Origin of the sequence: Agrobacterium vitis (assembly GCF_013426735.1) — a bacterium.
GTDB lineage: Bacteria > Pseudomonadota > Alphaproteobacteria > Rhizobiales > Rhizobiaceae > Allorhizobium > Allorhizobium vitis_D.
This window is the reverse complement of the sequence record NZ_AP023272.1, coordinates 344,186-359,191: the sequence shown is the minus strand read 5'-3', so window position 1 is coordinate 359,191 and position 15,006 is coordinate 344,186. Positions and strand designations below refer to the sequence as shown.

General features: G+C 57.1%; 13 protein-coding genes. 11 read left to right on the top strand and 2 right to left on the bottom strand.

Going from position 1 to position 15,006, the window contains the following annotated elements:
- The first annotated feature begins 5 nt into the window (after positions 1-5).
- From H1Y61_RS01665 to H1Y61_RS01655, 3 genes are all read left to right on the top strand, one after another.
- Positions 6-320 carry a phosphoribosyl-ATP diphosphatase gene (locus H1Y61_RS01665; protein ID WP_012654530.1) on the top strand — a complete coding sequence of 105 codons (315 nt, stop codon included), beginning with the start codon at positions 6-8 and terminating at the stop codon, positions 318-320.
- Positions 321-325: 5 nt separating this feature from the next.
- Positions 326-1,318, top strand: a complete 993-nt coding sequence (gene coaA / locus H1Y61_RS01660; protein ID WP_174112136.1) for a type I pantothenate kinase — start codon at positions 326-328, stop codon at positions 1,316-1,318.
- A 66-nt stretch (positions 1,319-1,384) separates the two neighbouring features.
- On the top strand, positions 1,385-1,963 hold the full coding sequence (locus H1Y61_RS01655; protein WP_174112137.1) for a DUF3237 domain-containing protein: 579 nt from the start codon (positions 1,385-1,387) through the stop codon (positions 1,961-1,963).
- Between the two features lie 36 nt (positions 1,964-1,999).
- Here the strand turns inward: H1Y61_RS01655 and arfB are convergent, their stop codons facing one another.
- Both arfB and H1Y61_RS01645 read right to left on the bottom strand, forming a co-directional pair.
- The gene (gene arfB / locus H1Y61_RS01650; RefSeq protein ID WP_012654533.1) at positions 2,000-2,434 is read right to left on the bottom strand and encodes an alternative ribosome rescue aminoacyl-tRNA hydrolase ArfB; all 435 of its coding nucleotides are present in this window, start codon (positions 2,432-2,434) and stop codon (positions 2,000-2,002) included.
- 164 nt (positions 2,435-2,598) lie between these two features.
- Positions 2,599-4,209 carry a phosphoenolpyruvate carboxykinase gene (locus H1Y61_RS01645; RefSeq protein WP_071203248.1) on the bottom strand — a complete coding sequence of 537 codons (1,611 nt, stop codon included), beginning with the start codon at positions 4,207-4,209 and terminating at the stop codon, positions 2,599-2,601.
- A gap of 355 nt (positions 4,210-4,564) precedes the next feature.
- Between H1Y61_RS01645 and H1Y61_RS01640 the strand changes: the two genes are divergently transcribed.
- The 8 genes from H1Y61_RS01640 to tsaE all read left to right on the top strand — a co-directional run bounded on the left by H1Y61_RS01640 (position 4,565) and on the right by tsaE (position 14,917).
- Positions 4,565-5,287, top strand: coding sequence for a response regulator transcription factor (locus H1Y61_RS01640; RefSeq protein WP_087729524.1), 723 nt, complete (start codon positions 4,565-4,567; stop codon positions 5,285-5,287).
- Between the two features lie 342 nt (positions 5,288-5,629).
- Complete coding sequence (locus tag H1Y61_RS01635) at positions 5,630-7,402, top strand: sensor histidine kinase (RefSeq protein WP_180573528.1); 1,773 nt, start codon at positions 5,630-5,632, stop codon at positions 7,400-7,402.
- Positions 7,399-7,857 (top strand): HPr kinase/phosphatase C-terminal domain-containing protein, encoded by a 459-nt coding sequence (locus H1Y61_RS01630; protein ID WP_180573527.1) that lies wholly within the window; start codon positions 7,399-7,401, stop codon positions 7,855-7,857. Before H1Y61_RS01635 ends, H1Y61_RS01630 begins: the two co-directional genes overlap by 4 nt.
- Before the next feature lie 360 nt (positions 7,858-8,217).
- On the top strand, positions 8,218-8,619 hold the full coding sequence (locus H1Y61_RS01625) for a PTS sugar transporter subunit IIA (protein ID WP_012654538.1): 402 nt from the start codon (positions 8,218-8,220) through the stop codon (positions 8,617-8,619).
- 14 nt (positions 8,620-8,633) lie between these two features.
- Complete coding sequence (locus H1Y61_RS01620; protein ID WP_012654539.1) at positions 8,634-8,909, top strand: HPr family phosphocarrier protein; 276 nt, start codon at positions 8,634-8,636, stop codon at positions 8,907-8,909.
- A 173-nt stretch (positions 8,910-9,082) separates the two neighbouring features.
- Positions 9,083-10,483, top strand: a complete 1,401-nt coding sequence (gene ahcY, locus H1Y61_RS01615) for an adenosylhomocysteinase (protein ID WP_180573526.1) — start codon at positions 9,083-9,085, stop codon at positions 10,481-10,483.
- Positions 10,484-10,859: 376 nt separating this feature from the next.
- Positions 10,860-13,412 (top strand): sensor histidine kinase, encoded by a 2,553-nt coding sequence (locus H1Y61_RS01610; protein WP_409363954.1) that lies wholly within the window; start codon positions 10,860-10,862, stop codon positions 13,410-13,412.
- Positions 13,409-14,917, top strand: a complete 1,509-nt coding sequence (gene tsaE / locus H1Y61_RS01605) for a tRNA (adenosine(37)-N6)-threonylcarbamoyltransferase complex ATPase subunit type 1 TsaE (RefSeq protein ID WP_180573524.1) — start codon at positions 13,409-13,411, stop codon at positions 14,915-14,917. Before H1Y61_RS01610 ends, tsaE begins: the two co-directional genes overlap by 4 nt.
- Positions 14,918-15,006: the final 89 nt, after the last annotated feature.

Sequence of the window (15,006 nt, the reverse complement as noted above, 5' to 3'; positions counted from 1 at the left end):
ATTTTATGAGCACATTCACGCTGTCCGATCTGGAGGCCATCGTTGCCATCCGCGCCAAGGCCTCGCCGGACGAAAGCTGGACGGCAAAGCTGGTGACGGCAGGCCAGGACAAGGCCGCCAAGAAGCTTGGCGAAGAGGCTATCGAGGCCGTGATGGCAGCGGTCAAAAATGATCGCGCCAACCTGATCTATGAGAGTGCCGATTTGCTTTATCACCTGTTGGTCGTATTGAAAATTGCCGATATCCCGATAGAAACGGTGATGGAAGAGTTGCAACGGCGCACTGCCCAATCGGGCCTCAGCGAAAAGGCCAGTCGGTAGGACACATGACGACAGCGATCAGGCAGGCCGAGGGGGAGGAAGCCCTTGATCATTTCCAGGTAGGCAGCTACTCGCCCTATCTGTTCTTTTCGTCGGAGGAATGGGCGCGGTTTCGCGCCGATACACCGCTCACTCTGACGCTGGACGAAGTACATCGCCTGCGATCCATCGATGACCCGATTGATCTTGCCGAGGTACGGCGGATCTATCTGGCGCTGTCGCGGCTGTTATCCTCGCATGTCGAATCGTCTCAATTGCTGTTTGAGCAGCGCAACCGTTTTCTCAGCACCAATGTGACGAAGACGCCGTTTATTATCGGTATTGCCGGATCGGTGGCGGTGGGCAAATCTACTACGGCGCGCGTGCTGAAGGAGCTTTTGGCCCGCTGGCCGTCCAGCCCGAAAGTTGATCTGGTCACCACCGATGGCTTTTTGTATTCGAACGCAACGCTGGTGCGCGACAACAAGCTCAACCGCAAAGGGTTTCCCGAGAGCTACGATACGGCGGCCCTGCTGCGGTTTCTGTCGGCCATCAAGGCTGGGCAACAGAATGTCAAGGCGCCCCGCTATTCGCACCTGACCTATGACGTGCTGCCTGATCAGCATACCATCATCGACCGTCCGGATATCCTGATTTTCGAGGGGATCAATGTGCTGCAATCGCGCGATCTGCCGCGAGATGGCAAGATCGTGCCGATGGTTTCGGATTTCTTCGACTTCTCGATCTATATTGATGCTGAGGAAAGCCTGATCCACAACTGGTATGTCAAACGGTTCATGAAGCTGCGCGAAACGGCCTTCCGTGATCCGAATTCCTATTTTCACCGCTATGCGACGATCAGTGAAAACGAAGCTCTGACCATTGCCGAAAATCTCTGGAGCCACATCAACCTGATCAATCTGCGCGACAATATCCAGCCGACCCGGCCCCGGGCCGATTTGATCCTGCGCAAGGGAGAAAATCATCTGGTTGAACAGGTGGCGCTGCGAAAATTATAGGGCACTGCGCCCATATATTATTATAAGTTGATGTTTTCATGAGGTTTTATCTCTGGGAGGAGAGTTATGACATTCATTGATCCCAACAAAGCCGCACCGGTTTCCGGCAGGCGTGTGTTTCTGGGTGCGGCAGCGACGGCGATCGCCGCGATCGCCGCAGGGCAGAGCGGACAGGCAGCGGATACAAAAACCGGCGGCGGTCCGCTATCAGACATTCCCATCGCTTTGCCTCGGACAGAATTCGTCTATGAGGCGATTTTTACCCTTCAGGATACGATTGAGATGGGTGCGTCCCCGCTGGGCGACAGGCGTATCATCAATATCACCGGCGGTGAATTTGCCGGGCCGCGAATCAAGGGTAAGGTCATGCCCGGAGGTGCGGACCGGCAAGTGCTGCGCAAAGACGGTGTGCGGCTTCTGAACGCGCTTTATGAATTGCAGGCGGATGACGGCGCCGTCATTACCGTCAACAACAGGGTCTTGATCGACCGTCAACCGGACGGCACGCAATATGCTTTTTCGCATATCGATATTACCGCACCGGAAGGACCGCATGACTGGCTGAACCGCCGTGTCTTTGTCGGCACCCTGCATAGTCTGCGGCCCAAACCGATGGTGCTGATTCGGGTCTTCAGTCTGGTTTAAGATCAGGGCTGAAGGTCTTCCACGCTTGGAAAGCGATCAATCCTGATCCGGCTTCTCGCGCATTTTCTTGATTTCGCCGCGTCCCACCTTTGCCTTCAACCGGCGCTCGATTGAGCCCTTAGTGGGTTTGGTTTTCCGGCGCGGTGGCGGTGGGGGTTTGGCTGCTTCGAGCAGCAATTCCTTCAGCCTCTCGCGGGCATCTTCCCGATTGCGCTCCTGGCTTCGAAAGCGGCTTGCCTCGATCAACAACACACCTTCTTTGGAAAGGCGTCGGCCCGCCAATTTGATGGCATTGGTCTTGATACGATCCGGGAGCGAGGGAGAGCTTGTCAGCGGAAAGAACAATTGGACGGCGGTTGAGACCTTGTTGACATTCTGCCCGCCCGGACCACCAGCCAGCACGAATTGCTCGGTCAGTTCCCAACCGGCAATCGTAATCCTGTCATTGATATAGAGCGGGTCGCTCGCCATGGTCCTGTCCAGCCTTTTCGCCGTGAGGCTGTAGCGGAAAACACCAGTTCAGGCAAATCTCGGCTCTCCGGCACCTCAGGCTGTTTTTCTGGAGCAGATGCATCATGGAAAAAGCCCGGCGATGATCATCGCCGGGCTTTCCAAAATCGTCACACGTGAAACGTTTACTGCGCAGCAACAGCCAGAACCGGAGCCGCATCGCGAACATTGCTGTCCACATGGGCTTCGAATTTCTCGAAATTGGCGATGAACATGCCGACCAGTTTCTTGGCCTGCGCGTCATAGTCAGCCCCATTTGCCCAGGTCGAGCGGGGGTCGAGAATGCTGGTATCGACGCCTTCGACAGAAACCGGTACCGCGAAGCCGAAATTGGCATCGGTGCGGAACTCGACCTTCTTCAACTCTCCGGAGAGAGCCGCCGTCAGCAGCGCCCGAGTTGCCTTGATCGGCATACGGTTACCGACGCCGTAGGCACCGCCGGTCCAGCCAGTGTTGACCAGCCAGCAATCCACTTCGTGGCGGGCAATCAACTCCTTGAGCAGATTGCCATATTCTGCCGGATGGCGAGGCATGAACGGGGCGCCGAAGCAGGTCGAGAAGGTTGCTTCCGGCTCGGTTACGCCGCGCTCCGTGCCAGCCACTTTCGCGGTGTAGCCAGAAAGGAAGTGGTACATCGCCTGTTCTGGTGTCAGCTTGGCGATCGGCGGCATGACGCCGAAGGCATCTGCGGTCAGCATGATGATGGTCTTCGGATGCCCGGCGCGGCCGGTGGGCGACGCATTGGGAATGAAGTTCAGCGGATAGGCGCAACGGGTGTTTTCGGTCTTCGAGCCGTCGTTGAAATCCGGGACCCGGTTTTCATCCAGAACGACATTTTCCAGCACCGTGCCGAACCGCTTGGTGGTGGCGTAGATTTCCGGCTCAGCTTCTGCCGACAGACGGATGGTCTTGGCGTAGCAGCCGCCTTCGAAGTTGAAGATGCCGTCTTCGCCCCAGCCATGCTCATCATCGCCGATCAGCGTGCGGGCCGGATCAGCCGACAGCGTGGTTTTGCCGGTGCCGGACAGACCGAAGAACACAGCCGAATCGCCAGCCGGGCCGACATTGGCCGAGCAATGCATCGGCATGACCTGTTTGGCGGGCAGCATGTAGTTGAGCGCCGTGAACACCGACTTCTTCATTTCACCGGCATAGTAGGTACCGGCGATCAGCACGATATTGTTGGTGAAGTCGCAGGCGATGACCGTTTCGGTGCGGCAGCCATGACGGGCCGGATCAGCCTTGAAGCTGGGCAGGTCGATAATGGTGAATTTCGCTTCGAAATCGGCAAGCGCGGCGCGTTCCGGACGAATCAGCAAGTTACGGATAAACAGCGAATGCCATGCAAGTTCCGTTACAACGCGGGTTGGCAAAGCGTTGGCGGCATCGGCGCCTCCAATCAGATCCTGTACGAACAGGGTCTTGCCAGCCACATGCGCCAGCATGTCCTGATGCAGAATGTCGAAATGCTCCTTCGACATCGGCTTGTTATTGTCCCACCAGATCTGGCTGTCGGTATTGGCGTCACGCAGGATGAACTTGTCCTTGGGCGAGCGGCCCGTATGCTGTCCGGTCTCGGCCAAAAGCGCGCCGTCCGCTGTCAACACGGCTTCACCATTGCGGATCGCATGCTCATAAAGGGCGGCGGGCAGCAGATTATAATGGACATTGGCGGCCTTGCCCAAGCCAATGGTCTCGATCCCAAGACGGCTATTGTTCACTCCAAGCTCCTCCATGATGCAATTCCTTCTTCAGCGGGATAGCTAGATAATTATGGGTCAACGCTAATGACCGAATTTTAAAAACGCAAGAGTAAAATCTTGAAAACATCAATAATATCATATATTTAATCGTTTTAAACTGGTATGTTAGTTTTAAATCGGTTCAGTTTAAAGGCGATGAGCCTTTGTCTTTTGCCGTCGAAACGAGACGGGGTTGAGGCCGGACACGCCTGCCCCCTTTATCTTTGCCACAATTTGTTCCACCTTTACCCTCATGAAGCGCTTCGTGGCCTCTATATGGAATGGGGCCGCGGGCCGTCACCTTCTTGATGGGCGGTGACGGCAATCGGTAATGACGGAGATAAACGGCATGCAGACAATTGCGCTTGTTGACGACGACCGGAATATCCTGACGTCGGTTTCGATCGCTCTCGAAGCCGAGGGATATAAGGTTGAAACCTACACGGATGGAGCTTCGGCGCTGGACGGGCTTCTGGCGCGGCCGCCACAGCTGGCGATCTTCGATATCAAGATGCCGCGCATGGATGGGATGGAGCTTTTGCGCCGCCTGCGCCAAAAATCCGATATTCCGGTGATTTTCCTGACCTCCAAGGATGAGGAAATCGATGAATTGTTCGGCTTGAAAATGGGGGCCGACGACTTCATCACCAAGCCGTTTTCTCAGCGTCTGCTGGTGGAGCGGGTCAAGGCAATCCTGCGCCGTGCGGCCAATCGCGAGACTGGAAACGCCCCCGGCAATGTCAAGAGTGCTGCCGAGCAGCAGGCCCGCAACCTGGAGCGCGGCCAACTGGTCATGGACCAGGAGCGCCATACCTGCACCTGGAAAGGCGATCCGGTCACGCTGACAGTCACTGAATTTCTGATCCTGCATTCGCTGGCCCAGCGGCCCGGCGTGGTGAAAAGCCGCGACGCGCTGATGGATGCCGCCTATGACGAACAGGTCTATGTCGATGACCGCACCATTGACAGCCATATCAAGCGCCTGCGAAAGAAGTTCAAAATGGTGGACAATGATTTCGACATGATCGAAACGCTGTACGGCGTTGGATACCGCTTCCGCGAAACGGCCTGATGCCGCCTGCGTGCATTGCTTGCGGATTGAGAGCCTGGCAGGTTCAGATTGAACCAGGCATGCTCTCAATTCACTTGTTTTCGTTTGTCTTTTCGGGAAAACCGGTTTCCCTGACAAACTCTAGTGCATCGATCCAAACGGAGGCTTCAGCCGAGTTTGGAAAAATCGATGCATAAACAAAAAATGAGTGCACGAAAGCATGAACGAAGTGAATGCGTCAGTGCACTAGGACCAGGCCCGGTTGAGAATGAACGTTGACGGCAGACATGACGGTATTCGGTGGGATTCGATTGCCCCACAGGATAAGTGTGCCGTGTGAGGGGAATTCTATCCAAAAGGCCTATGGACGATAAGGACGGGGATCCCGGCGAGAGCCGCAGGCTGCCCTTGCGCCTGTCCTTTTCTCATCCCTTTACCCTGATCAGACGCATCTTCGGCAATGCCGTTTTCTCTAGTCTGACGCGACGGATCGTCTTCTTTAATCTTGCTGCGCTGATCGTTCTGGTCGCCGGTATCATGTATCTCAATCAGTTTCGCGAAGGGCTGATCGATGCGCGGGTGGAAAGCCTGCTGACCCAGGGGGAAATTATTGCCGGAGCGATTTCTGCCTCGGCATCGGTGGATACCAATTCCATCACCATCGATCCGCAAAAGCTGCTGGAATTGCAGGCGGGGCAAAGCATCACCCCGGTGCCCAATGACGAGGACCTGGAATTTCCCATCAAGCCCGAGCGGGTCGCACCCGTGCTGCGCCGGCTGATTTCGCCGACCCGCACCAGGGCGCGGCTGTTTGATGCCGACGCCAATCTGCTGCTGGATTCGCGCCATCTCTATTCCCGTGGCCAGGTGCTGCGCTATGATCTTCCCCCGGTCGAGGGCGATACGGGCAGCTGGACGGACTGGCTGGCCAAGCAATTCAATCGCATGCTGCAACCAAGCAATGTACCGCTCTACAAGGAAGCGCCGGGCGGGGATGGATCGATCTACCCTGAAGTGATGAATGCGCTGACCGGGGTGCGCGGCGCCGTGGTGCGTGTGACCGAACAGGGCGAGCTGATCGTTTCCGTGGCGGTACCGGTCCAGCGGTTTCGCGCCGTGCTCGGCGTTCTGCTGCTGTCCACCCAGGCTGGCGATATCGACAAGATCGTTCATGCGGAACGCCTGGCGATCCTGCGGGTGTTCGGCGTTGCCACGCTGGTCAATATCGTGCTGTCGCTGCTGTTGTCCTCAACCATTGCCAATCCGCTGCGGCGCTTGTCAGCAGCGGCCATCCGGGTACGGCGCGGTGCCAAGGAGCGGGAGGAAATCCCGGATTTCTCTGCGCGCCAAGATGAAATCGGCAATCTGTCTGTGGCCCTGCGGGAAATGACCACGGCACTTTACGACCGGATCGATGCCATCGAGAGCTTTGCCGCCGATGTCAGTCACGAGTTGAAAAATCCGCTGACATCGCTGCGCAGCGCTGTCGAAACCCTGCCGCTTGCCAAGACCGATGTCTCGAAGCAGCGGCTTCTGGATGTGATCCAGCATGACGTCCGCCGGCTTGACCGGTTGATCAGCGATATCTCCGATGCCTCACGGCTGGACGCTGAACTGGCGCGTACCGACGCGGCACCGGTCGATATGGAAGTCGTGCTTGGCAATCTGGTGGAGATTTCCAGGCAGATCCGCAGCAGCAAGAAGCCGGTCGATATCGAATATGTCGTGGAGCACAAGCAGGGTCAGAAGGTCCGCTATATCATCAACGGTCATGACCTGCGTATTGGCCAGATCGTCACCAACCTGATTGAAAATGCCCGTTCCTTCGTGCCTGAAAAGGAAGGGCGCATTGTGGTGCGCCTGTCGCGCACCCGCAGCCGCTGCGTCGTGCAGGTCGAAGACAACGGTCCCGGTATCCTGGTCGAGAATATCGACCGGATCTTTGAGCGCTTTTATACCGACCGTCCCGATGGCGAAAGCTTCGGCCAGAATTCAGGGCTTGGCCTCTCCATCAGCCGGCAGATCGCTGAGGCGCATGGCGGATCGTTGCGGGCTGAAAACATCCTGGAGCCGGAAACTGCACGGATCCTCGGGGCCCGCTTCATCCTCACCCTGCCAGCAGAGCCGTCTCCATGAACGAGAGCCGGCTCAACCTGCATGCAACCGGTGTCGTGCTGGGTAGGCGAGGCTATTTGATCATGGGGCCGAGTGGGTCGGGCAAGTCGCAACTGGCCCGCCTCCTGCTGGAAAATGCGCGGCAAAATGGCCTTTTTGCCGCTCTTGTGGCCGATGATAGGGTATGGCTGGAAGCCAGAGGCGGAAGAGTGATCGCGTCCCGGCCCCAGACAATTGCCGGGTTGATGGAAATCCGATTCAGCGGATTGGTGACCGTTCCAAGCCTCGATGCGGCGGTGATCGATGCCGTCGTCCTTTCGGTCGAGCCATTGTCGATGACGGAACGCCTGCCGCAAAGCGCTGAAAGCCGGAGTTTTTTTCCTGGTCAATCCTTACCTGTCCTTCGCCTTTGCCCGGCCCATCATCCAAGCGTTGCGGGGCTGCAACGGTTGCTTGAGGCGTGGGCGCCAGATTAAAGGCGTGACCTCAAGACTATTTTGCACTTGCACTTCGTGTTTTCATCGCCAAGATGCACTGCACAGAATTGATCGGACAATATTGGAGTTTGTTAGGGAGAAGTGGAACGAGGTTTTCCCAAAAAGACAAACGAAAGTAAGATAAGCGAGAGGGTGTCAGGTTCAATCCGAACCTGACAGACTTTGGGGCTAAGTTATAGTTGATCGACAAGGTGTTGTTGCGCGGGCAGGTTGTGTTTTGGATTTTCAAATAGGGCTTTTCTTGGGCCAGCGCGTGCCTTGCGACCCAACAGATCGGTGGACGAAACTATTGCAGTGCGATAACTGGCGGTCAGCAGTTGAGCAGGGAGCTATAAGCGAATGATCGGACTTGTGCTTGTCACCCATGGCAAGCTGGCTGAAGAATTTCATTATGCCGTGGAACATGTTGTTGGTCCGCAGAAATTCATCGAGACAATCTGTATCGGTCCGGAGGATGATATGGATCAGCGCCGCCAGGATATCCTGGATGCTGTGATGCGCGCCGATGATGGGCATGGGGTGATCATCCTGACGGATATGTTCGGGGGAACACCTTCGAATCTTGCAATTTCGGTGATGAATACCGGGCGGATCGAAGTGATCGCCGGCGTCAACCTGCCCATGCTGATCAAGCTGGCGGGTGTGCGCGGCGAGAACGACATGGAAAAAGCACTCGTCGATGCGTCGGAAGCCGGCCGCAAATACATCAATGTGGCCAGCCGCGTTCTGAGCGGCAAATAGGAACGGCGAGTAAGATGACCTCCTTCACCAGAGACCTGCTGATCGTCAACAAGCGCGGCCTTCATGCCCGGGCGTCAGCCAAATTCGTCCAGACCGTGCAGGGCTTCAATGCCGAAGTCACCGTCAGTAAGGATGGAACCACCGTCGGCGGAACCTCGATCATGGGTCTGATGATGTTGGCGGCAAGCCCCGGCTGTACGATTACCGTTGTTACCTCAGGCGAGGAGGCTGAAAAGGCAATCGACACGCTGGATGCGCTGGTGCGCGACAAGTTTGGCGAGGAAATGTAAACCAAGATCGAACATAAAGATATAAAGACCTCTTTATGTGATTATTGCCTTCCCCGACGTTCCCTGATACACGGATGACACTGGCCTGCCGCAGAATGGCGGGCGGCGCATCGGCTTTACCATCTTTTCGGATGGGTGCTGGCCCTGCGTTTCAACCCGGTCTGGAGAACGCCATGAGCACTGAACAGGATTACATTGTCGCCGATATCGGTCTTGCGGATTACGGTCGCAAGGAACTGGATATTGCCGAAACCGAAATGCCGGGCCTGATGTCCTGCCGCTCGGAGCTTGGCGAAACCAAGCCGCTGAAAGGCGCCCGCATCAGCGGTTCGCTGCACATGACCATTCAGACAGCTGTGCTGATCGAGACTTTGACGGCGCTGGGCGCCGAAGTGCGCTGGGCCTCCTGCAACATCTTTTCCACCCAGGACCATGCCGCTGCCGCCATCGCTGCTTCGGGCGTGCCGGTCTTTGCCGTCAAGGGTGAAAGCCTGACGGAATATTGGGATTATACCGACCGGATCTTCCAATGGACCGATGGTGGCCAGTCCAACATGATCCTCGACGATGGCGGCGACGCCACCATGTATATCCTGCTTGGTGCGCGCGCCGAAGCCGGTGAAAACGTGCTGGTCAACCCTTCGTCCGAAGAAGAAGAAATTTTGTTCGCGCAGATCAAGAAGCGCATGGCAGCCACACCGGGCTTCTTCACCAAACAGCGCGACGCCATCAAGGGTGTGACGGAAGAAACCACCACAGGCGTCAACCGCCTCTACCAGCTCAGCCAGAAGGGCCTGCTGCCTTTCCCGGCCATCAATGTCAACGATTCCGTCACCAAGTCGAAGTTCGACAACAAATACGGCTGCAAGGAATCGCTGGTTGACGGTATCCGCCGCGCCACCGACGTGATGATGGCTGGCAAGGTTGCCGTGGTCTGCGGCTATGGCGACGTGGGCAAGGGCTGCGCTGCATCGCTGATCGGCGCTGGCGCCCGCGTCAAGGTGACGGAAGTCGATCCGATCTGCGCTTTGCAGGCCGCTATGGATGGATTTGAAGTGGTGCGGCTTGAAGATGTCGTCAAGACAGCCGATATCTTCATCACCACCACCGGCAACAAGGATGTCATTCGTATCGAGCATATGCGCGAGATGAAGGACATGGCCATTGTTGGCAATATCGGCCATTTCGATAATGAAATTCAGGTTGTCGCGCTGAAGAACCTGAAATGGGTTAACATCAAGCCGCAGGTCGACATGATCGAATTCCCGGCGGGCAACCGGATGATCCTGCTGTCGGAAGGCCGGTTGCTCAACCTCGGCAATGCCACGGGCCATCCGTCCTTCGTGATGAGCGCGTCTTTCACCAACCAGGTTCTGGCCCAGATCGAGCTTTTCACCAAGCCCGATGCCTACAAGAACCAGGTTTACGTTCTGCCGAAACATCTCGATGAAAAGGTCGCGCGCCTGCATCTGGAAAAGCTCGGCGTCAGACTGACTGAACTTTCTGACGAACAGGCCTCCTATATTGGTGTCACGCCATCCGGCCCCTTCAAGGCTGACCACTACAGATACTAATCCGTAGCCAGATATACACAAGATATAGAAATCGCAGCCTTGACAAAGGCTGCGATTTCTTTTTTTCTTTGCCCCTTTTTTCAAAATCTTATCCACAGTATTGTTTTAAAACTTGATTCGTGTGCCTCGCAGGTGCGCAGGCAGTGTTTGGTGACCGGATGTTTTTTCCGGTCACGCTGCCTATGACCCCGTGAAGCAAAAAGCCGTTTGCATGACGTCACCTTCGGGTGATGCATTCGGCATGTGCACACGCGAAATGGGGATGTCTTGTCGGAATTGCGGCACAGTGGACGGAGACAGACCGGAAATGACGGTTCAGAAGAAATACCCGTTCCTACGGGGAAGGACGGGCCTACGCAGAAGTGCGGGTAAAACCATGCGCGCCGAATCTGCGTCCTTCGGGGACACAGGACCTCGCGCTGGCGCGGCCAGCGGCATCGCCGGACGTGGCTTCCCGCGTTTATCGCGCTGGTGGCTGCACGGGAGCACGGTTCTTGCGGGTGGACTCGTGTGCCATTCTGCCCTAGCGCAAACGATTGCCGTGCCGCAGCTGAATGCGGGCGGCATCGGTACGTTTTCATCCACTGAAATGATTGGCCTTTCCCTGGTAATCGGCGCGATTTCCGCGACGCTTCTGTCCACCCTCTGGCTGGTGCGTCAGCGCAACAGTATCGAGGCGGACAGCCGGGAGATACGATCGGCCCTGTCGGATGCCAACCAGCGGATTTCCCGTTATCAGGCGCTGATTGCCGACAAGAACCGCCGCATCGTCATCTGGGACGGTGGTGAAACCAAGCCGGAACAGCTGGGCCAATTGCCCGTTGAAACCGGCGCACCCCAGACCGAAGGCGATTTCCTGGCCTTTGGCCGCTGGATGAAGCCCGGTTCGGCCGCCGACCTGGACAATGCCATTGAGAAATTGCGCTTTAACGCCCAGAGCTTCGACCTGATCGTCGAGACCTATCGCGACGAGGTGCTGGAAGTGCAGGGCCGTGTTTCCGGCGGTCGGGCCTTTGCCCGGTTCGTGGCGCTCAATAATCTGCGCGCCGAACTGGCCGAGCTGAAAATCGAAAAGACCCGGCTCTCCACCGCCATCGAAACCTTCGAAAGCCTGCTGGAATCCGTCGAACAACCCGTCTGGCAGCGCGATTCCGAGGGGCGGCTGGTCTGGGTCAATCAGGCCTATAGCGATGCCGTTGAAGCGCTGACCCCTGATCAGGCCATACAGGAAGGCCGTGAAATCCTTAACACCATTACCCGGGAAAAGATCCGCGCCACGCTGACACCGGTTTCACCTTACCATGACACGGTTTCCACCGTCGTGCATGGCAACCGCACTTTCTTTTCCGTGGTCGATACCAAGACGCCGAAGGGTTCTTGCGGCATGGCTATCGATGTATCGCGCGAAGAGGCCCTGCGCGAGGAGTTGAGCCGCACCTTGAAAAGCCACGCCGAAACGCTGGACCATCTGGCAACGCCGGTGGCGATTTTCGACGGTGAACGGCGGCTGCAATTCTACAATCAGGCCTTCCAGCAGCTCTGGGATCTGGATCTGGCTTTCCTCGAATCTCGCCCTGATCATGCCGAATTGCTGGACCGGCTGCGCAGCGCCGGCAAGCTGCCGGAACAGTTGAGCTGGAAGGCATGGAAGGAAAATACCCTTTCTGTCTACCGCTCCATCGATACCCAGACCGTGCTCTGGCACCTGCCCAACGGCCAGACCCTGCGCGTTATTGCCTCTGCCCATCCGCAGGGCGGTGCCACCTGGGTGTTCGAGAACCTCACCGAACAGGTGGACCTCGAAACCCGCTATAATACGCTGGTCCGGGTTCAGGGTGAAACCATCGATCATCTGTCTGAAGGCGTTGCCGTTTTTGGTCCCGATGGCCGAATCCGGCTGTCCAATCCGGCCTTCCGGGCGCTCTGGGGCATTACCGAGACGCAGGCCGCGCCTGGCACCCATATCCGCGCCATCGAAGAGGCCTGTGCTCTATCCTATGAAAAACCGGATGGATGGCGCGCCTTCGGCAAGATGATCACCAGTTTCGAGGACGAGCGGCCGTCTAGCCAGGGCACGATTGAGCTGATGTCCGGTCTGGTGCTGGATTACGCTGTCATCCCGCTGCCCAACGCCCAGACGATGCTGACCTTCGTCAACATCACCGACAGCGTTCGGGCGGAACGGGCGCTGCTTGAAAAGAATGAAGCCCTGCGCAAGGCTGACGAGTTGAAGAACGATTTCGTCCAGCATATTTCCTATGAACTGCGCTCGCCGCTGACCAATATCATCGGCTTTACCGATCTGTTGAAATCGACGGCCATCGGTCCGCTCAATGAACGGCAGGGGGAATATGTCGATCATATCTCCACTTCGTCTGCCGTGCTGCTGACCATCGTCAACGACATTCTCGACCTTGCCACAGTCGATGCCGGTATCATGCGGCTGACCTATTCGGATATCGATCTCACCGATCTTATGGACGATGTGTCGATGCAGATGACCGACCGGTTGCAGGAAGGCGGCGTGACGCTGGAAATCCTTGCTCCCTCGCATCTGGGCGACATCGTCGCCGACCAGCAACGGCTGAAGCAGATCCTGATCAAGATCATCACCAATGCCGTGAACTTCTCGCCCGAAGGCGCCAAGGTCGTGCTGAAATGCTGGCGCGAAGATGCCGACTTCGTATTTTCAGTTTCCGATACCGGATGCGGCATTCCAGAAGATATGCTGCCATCGGTGTTCAAGCGCTTTTCCTCGAATGCCAAGGGTGGCAAGCGCACCGGGGCTGGCCTTGGCCTGTCGATTGTCGAAAGCTTCGTGCATCTGCATAACGGCACCGTCTCGATCAACAGTGTTCCCAACCAAGGCACCACGGTTCTTTGCCGAATTCCGTCCGGTGTGCTTGTCCATTCCGTCGCCGCAGAATGACAGGATTAGAGATATCGCTTCATCTTTCGCTTGCCGATGAGGCGGCGACGATCCAGCTCGGGGAAGATCTGGCGCTTGCCCTGAAGCCGGGGGACTGCCTTGCCCTGCATGGTGATCTCGGAGCGGGAAAGTCTACCCTTGCAAGAGCATTGCTGCGGGCCTTGGGCGATGACGATGATCTGGAAGTGCCAAGCCCGACTTTCACGCTGGTCCAAAGCTATGAGTTGCGCATTCCAGCCGCTCATTTCGACCTTTACCGATTGGGTGATGCTTCCGAGCTTGATGAACTGGGTTTCGATGAGGCGCTAGATACCGGCATTTGCCTCGTCGAATGGCCGGAGCGGGCCGAAGATCGACTGCCGAAGGCGACAATCGGCCTGCATTATGGTTTCCCGCCGGATGGTGGGCGTGAGTTGACGATCACGGGGCCTGAAGACAGGCTGGGCCGAATCCGGCGGGTGCTTGCTATCCGCGCCTTCCTCGATACCAATGGCATGGCGGGCGCCCGACGCCGCTTCTTGACTGGCGATGCGGACTACCGCGCCTATGAGACGGCAAGGATTGACGGTCAACCGCAGCGCATCGTGATGGACAGCCCCAAACGACCGGCCACACCGATCATCCGCCTTGGCAAGACCTACCCGGAACTGGTGCATCTGGCAGAAGACCATCGGGCTTTTGTGGCTATCGATCAACTATTGAAGGATGCGGGCCTTACCGTCCCGGAGATTTATGCCAGTGACCCCGATGGCATTTTGCTGATCGAAGATCTCGGTCAGGACGGCATTCTGGATGCAGAGGGGCAGCCGGTCGCCGAGCGTTATATGGAAGCTGCTGCCGCGCTTGCTTTCCTGCATGGGCAGAATGTTTCACGTGAAATGCCCGTCTCGCCGGACCATATCCACCGCATTCCCGATTTCGATGCGGCAGCCATGGGGTTCGAGACGGAATTGCTGCTCGATTGGTACATGCCTTTTACGCTCGCACGGCAACCCAGTGAAGAGGAGCGGCAGGCCTATCTCGCTCTCTGGTCCGGTCTGTTTCGCCAGATCCATGACCGCAACAGTCTGGTCCTGCGCGATGTCCATTCCCCCAATCTCCTTTGGCAGGAACGGAAACAGGGCATCGCCCGCGTCGGCCTGATCGATTTCCAGGATGCGATGATCGGCCCGGCGGCCTATGACGTCGCCTCTCTGATTCAGGATGCCCGTGTCACCATCGAACCGGAGCTGCAAAAGCGGCTGCTCGATCATTATCTGACGCTGCGCCGGGCCGAAACCGGATTTGATGAAAGCGTCTTTCGACGGGATTTCGCCATCATGGCTGCCCAGCGCAATTGCAAACTGGTCGGGCTTTGGGTGCGGCTGATGAAGCGGGATGGCAAGCCTGGCTATATGCAGCATATGCCCCGAACGCTCGCCTATCTCGCTGGCGCGCTGGAGCATGAGGCGCTCACGCCGCTGAAAGACTGGCTTTCAAAGCACGGCCTGTTGCAGCGCGCTTGAATCTCCAGCTTTTTACGCTGCGTTCTTTGGCGGGATGGCTCTGGAATTGTGGTTCTGGTCCTTCGACAGTGGTTCTCTGGCGGGATTTG

What these genes read in the sequence shown, in the direction of transcription:
- H1Y61_RS01665 (WP_012654530.1), top strand. Translation starts at nt 6, where the DNA reads ATGAGCACATTCACGCTGTCCGATCTGGAGGCCATCGTTGCCATCCGC.
- coaA (WP_174112136.1), top strand. Translation starts at nt 326, where the DNA reads ATGACGACAGCGATCAGGCAGGCCGAGGGGGAGGAAGCCCTTGATCAT.
- H1Y61_RS01655 (WP_174112137.1), top strand. Translation starts at nt 1,385, where the DNA reads ATGACATTCATTGATCCCAACAAAGCCGCACCGGTTTCCGGCAGGCGT.
- arfB (WP_012654533.1), bottom strand. Translation starts at nt 2,434, where the DNA reads ATGGCGAGCGACCCGCTCTATATCAATGACAGGATTACGATTGCCGGT.
- H1Y61_RS01645 (WP_071203248.1), bottom strand. Translation starts at nt 4,209, where the DNA reads ATGGAGGAGCTTGGAGTGAACAATAGCCGTCTTGGGATCGAGACCATT.
- H1Y61_RS01640 (WP_087729524.1), top strand. Translation starts at nt 4,565, where the DNA reads ATGCAGACAATTGCGCTTGTTGACGACGACCGGAATATCCTGACGTCG.
- H1Y61_RS01635 (WP_180573528.1), top strand. Translation starts at nt 5,630, where the DNA reads ATGGACGATAAGGACGGGGATCCCGGCGAGAGCCGCAGGCTGCCCTTG.
- H1Y61_RS01630 (WP_180573527.1), top strand. Translation starts at nt 7,399, where the DNA reads ATGAACGAGAGCCGGCTCAACCTGCATGCAACCGGTGTCGTGCTGGGT.
- H1Y61_RS01625 (WP_012654538.1), top strand. Translation starts at nt 8,218, where the DNA reads ATGATCGGACTTGTGCTTGTCACCCATGGCAAGCTGGCTGAAGAATTT.
- H1Y61_RS01620 (WP_012654539.1), top strand. Translation starts at nt 8,634, where the DNA reads ATGACCTCCTTCACCAGAGACCTGCTGATCGTCAACAAGCGCGGCCTT.
- ahcY (WP_180573526.1), top strand. Translation starts at nt 9,083, where the DNA reads ATGAGCACTGAACAGGATTACATTGTCGCCGATATCGGTCTTGCGGAT.
- H1Y61_RS01610 (WP_409363954.1), top strand. Translation starts at nt 10,860, where the DNA reads ATGCGCGCCGAATCTGCGTCCTTCGGGGACACAGGACCTCGCGCTGGC.
- tsaE (WP_180573524.1), top strand. Translation starts at nt 13,409, where the DNA reads ATGACAGGATTAGAGATATCGCTTCATCTTTCGCTTGCCGATGAGGCG.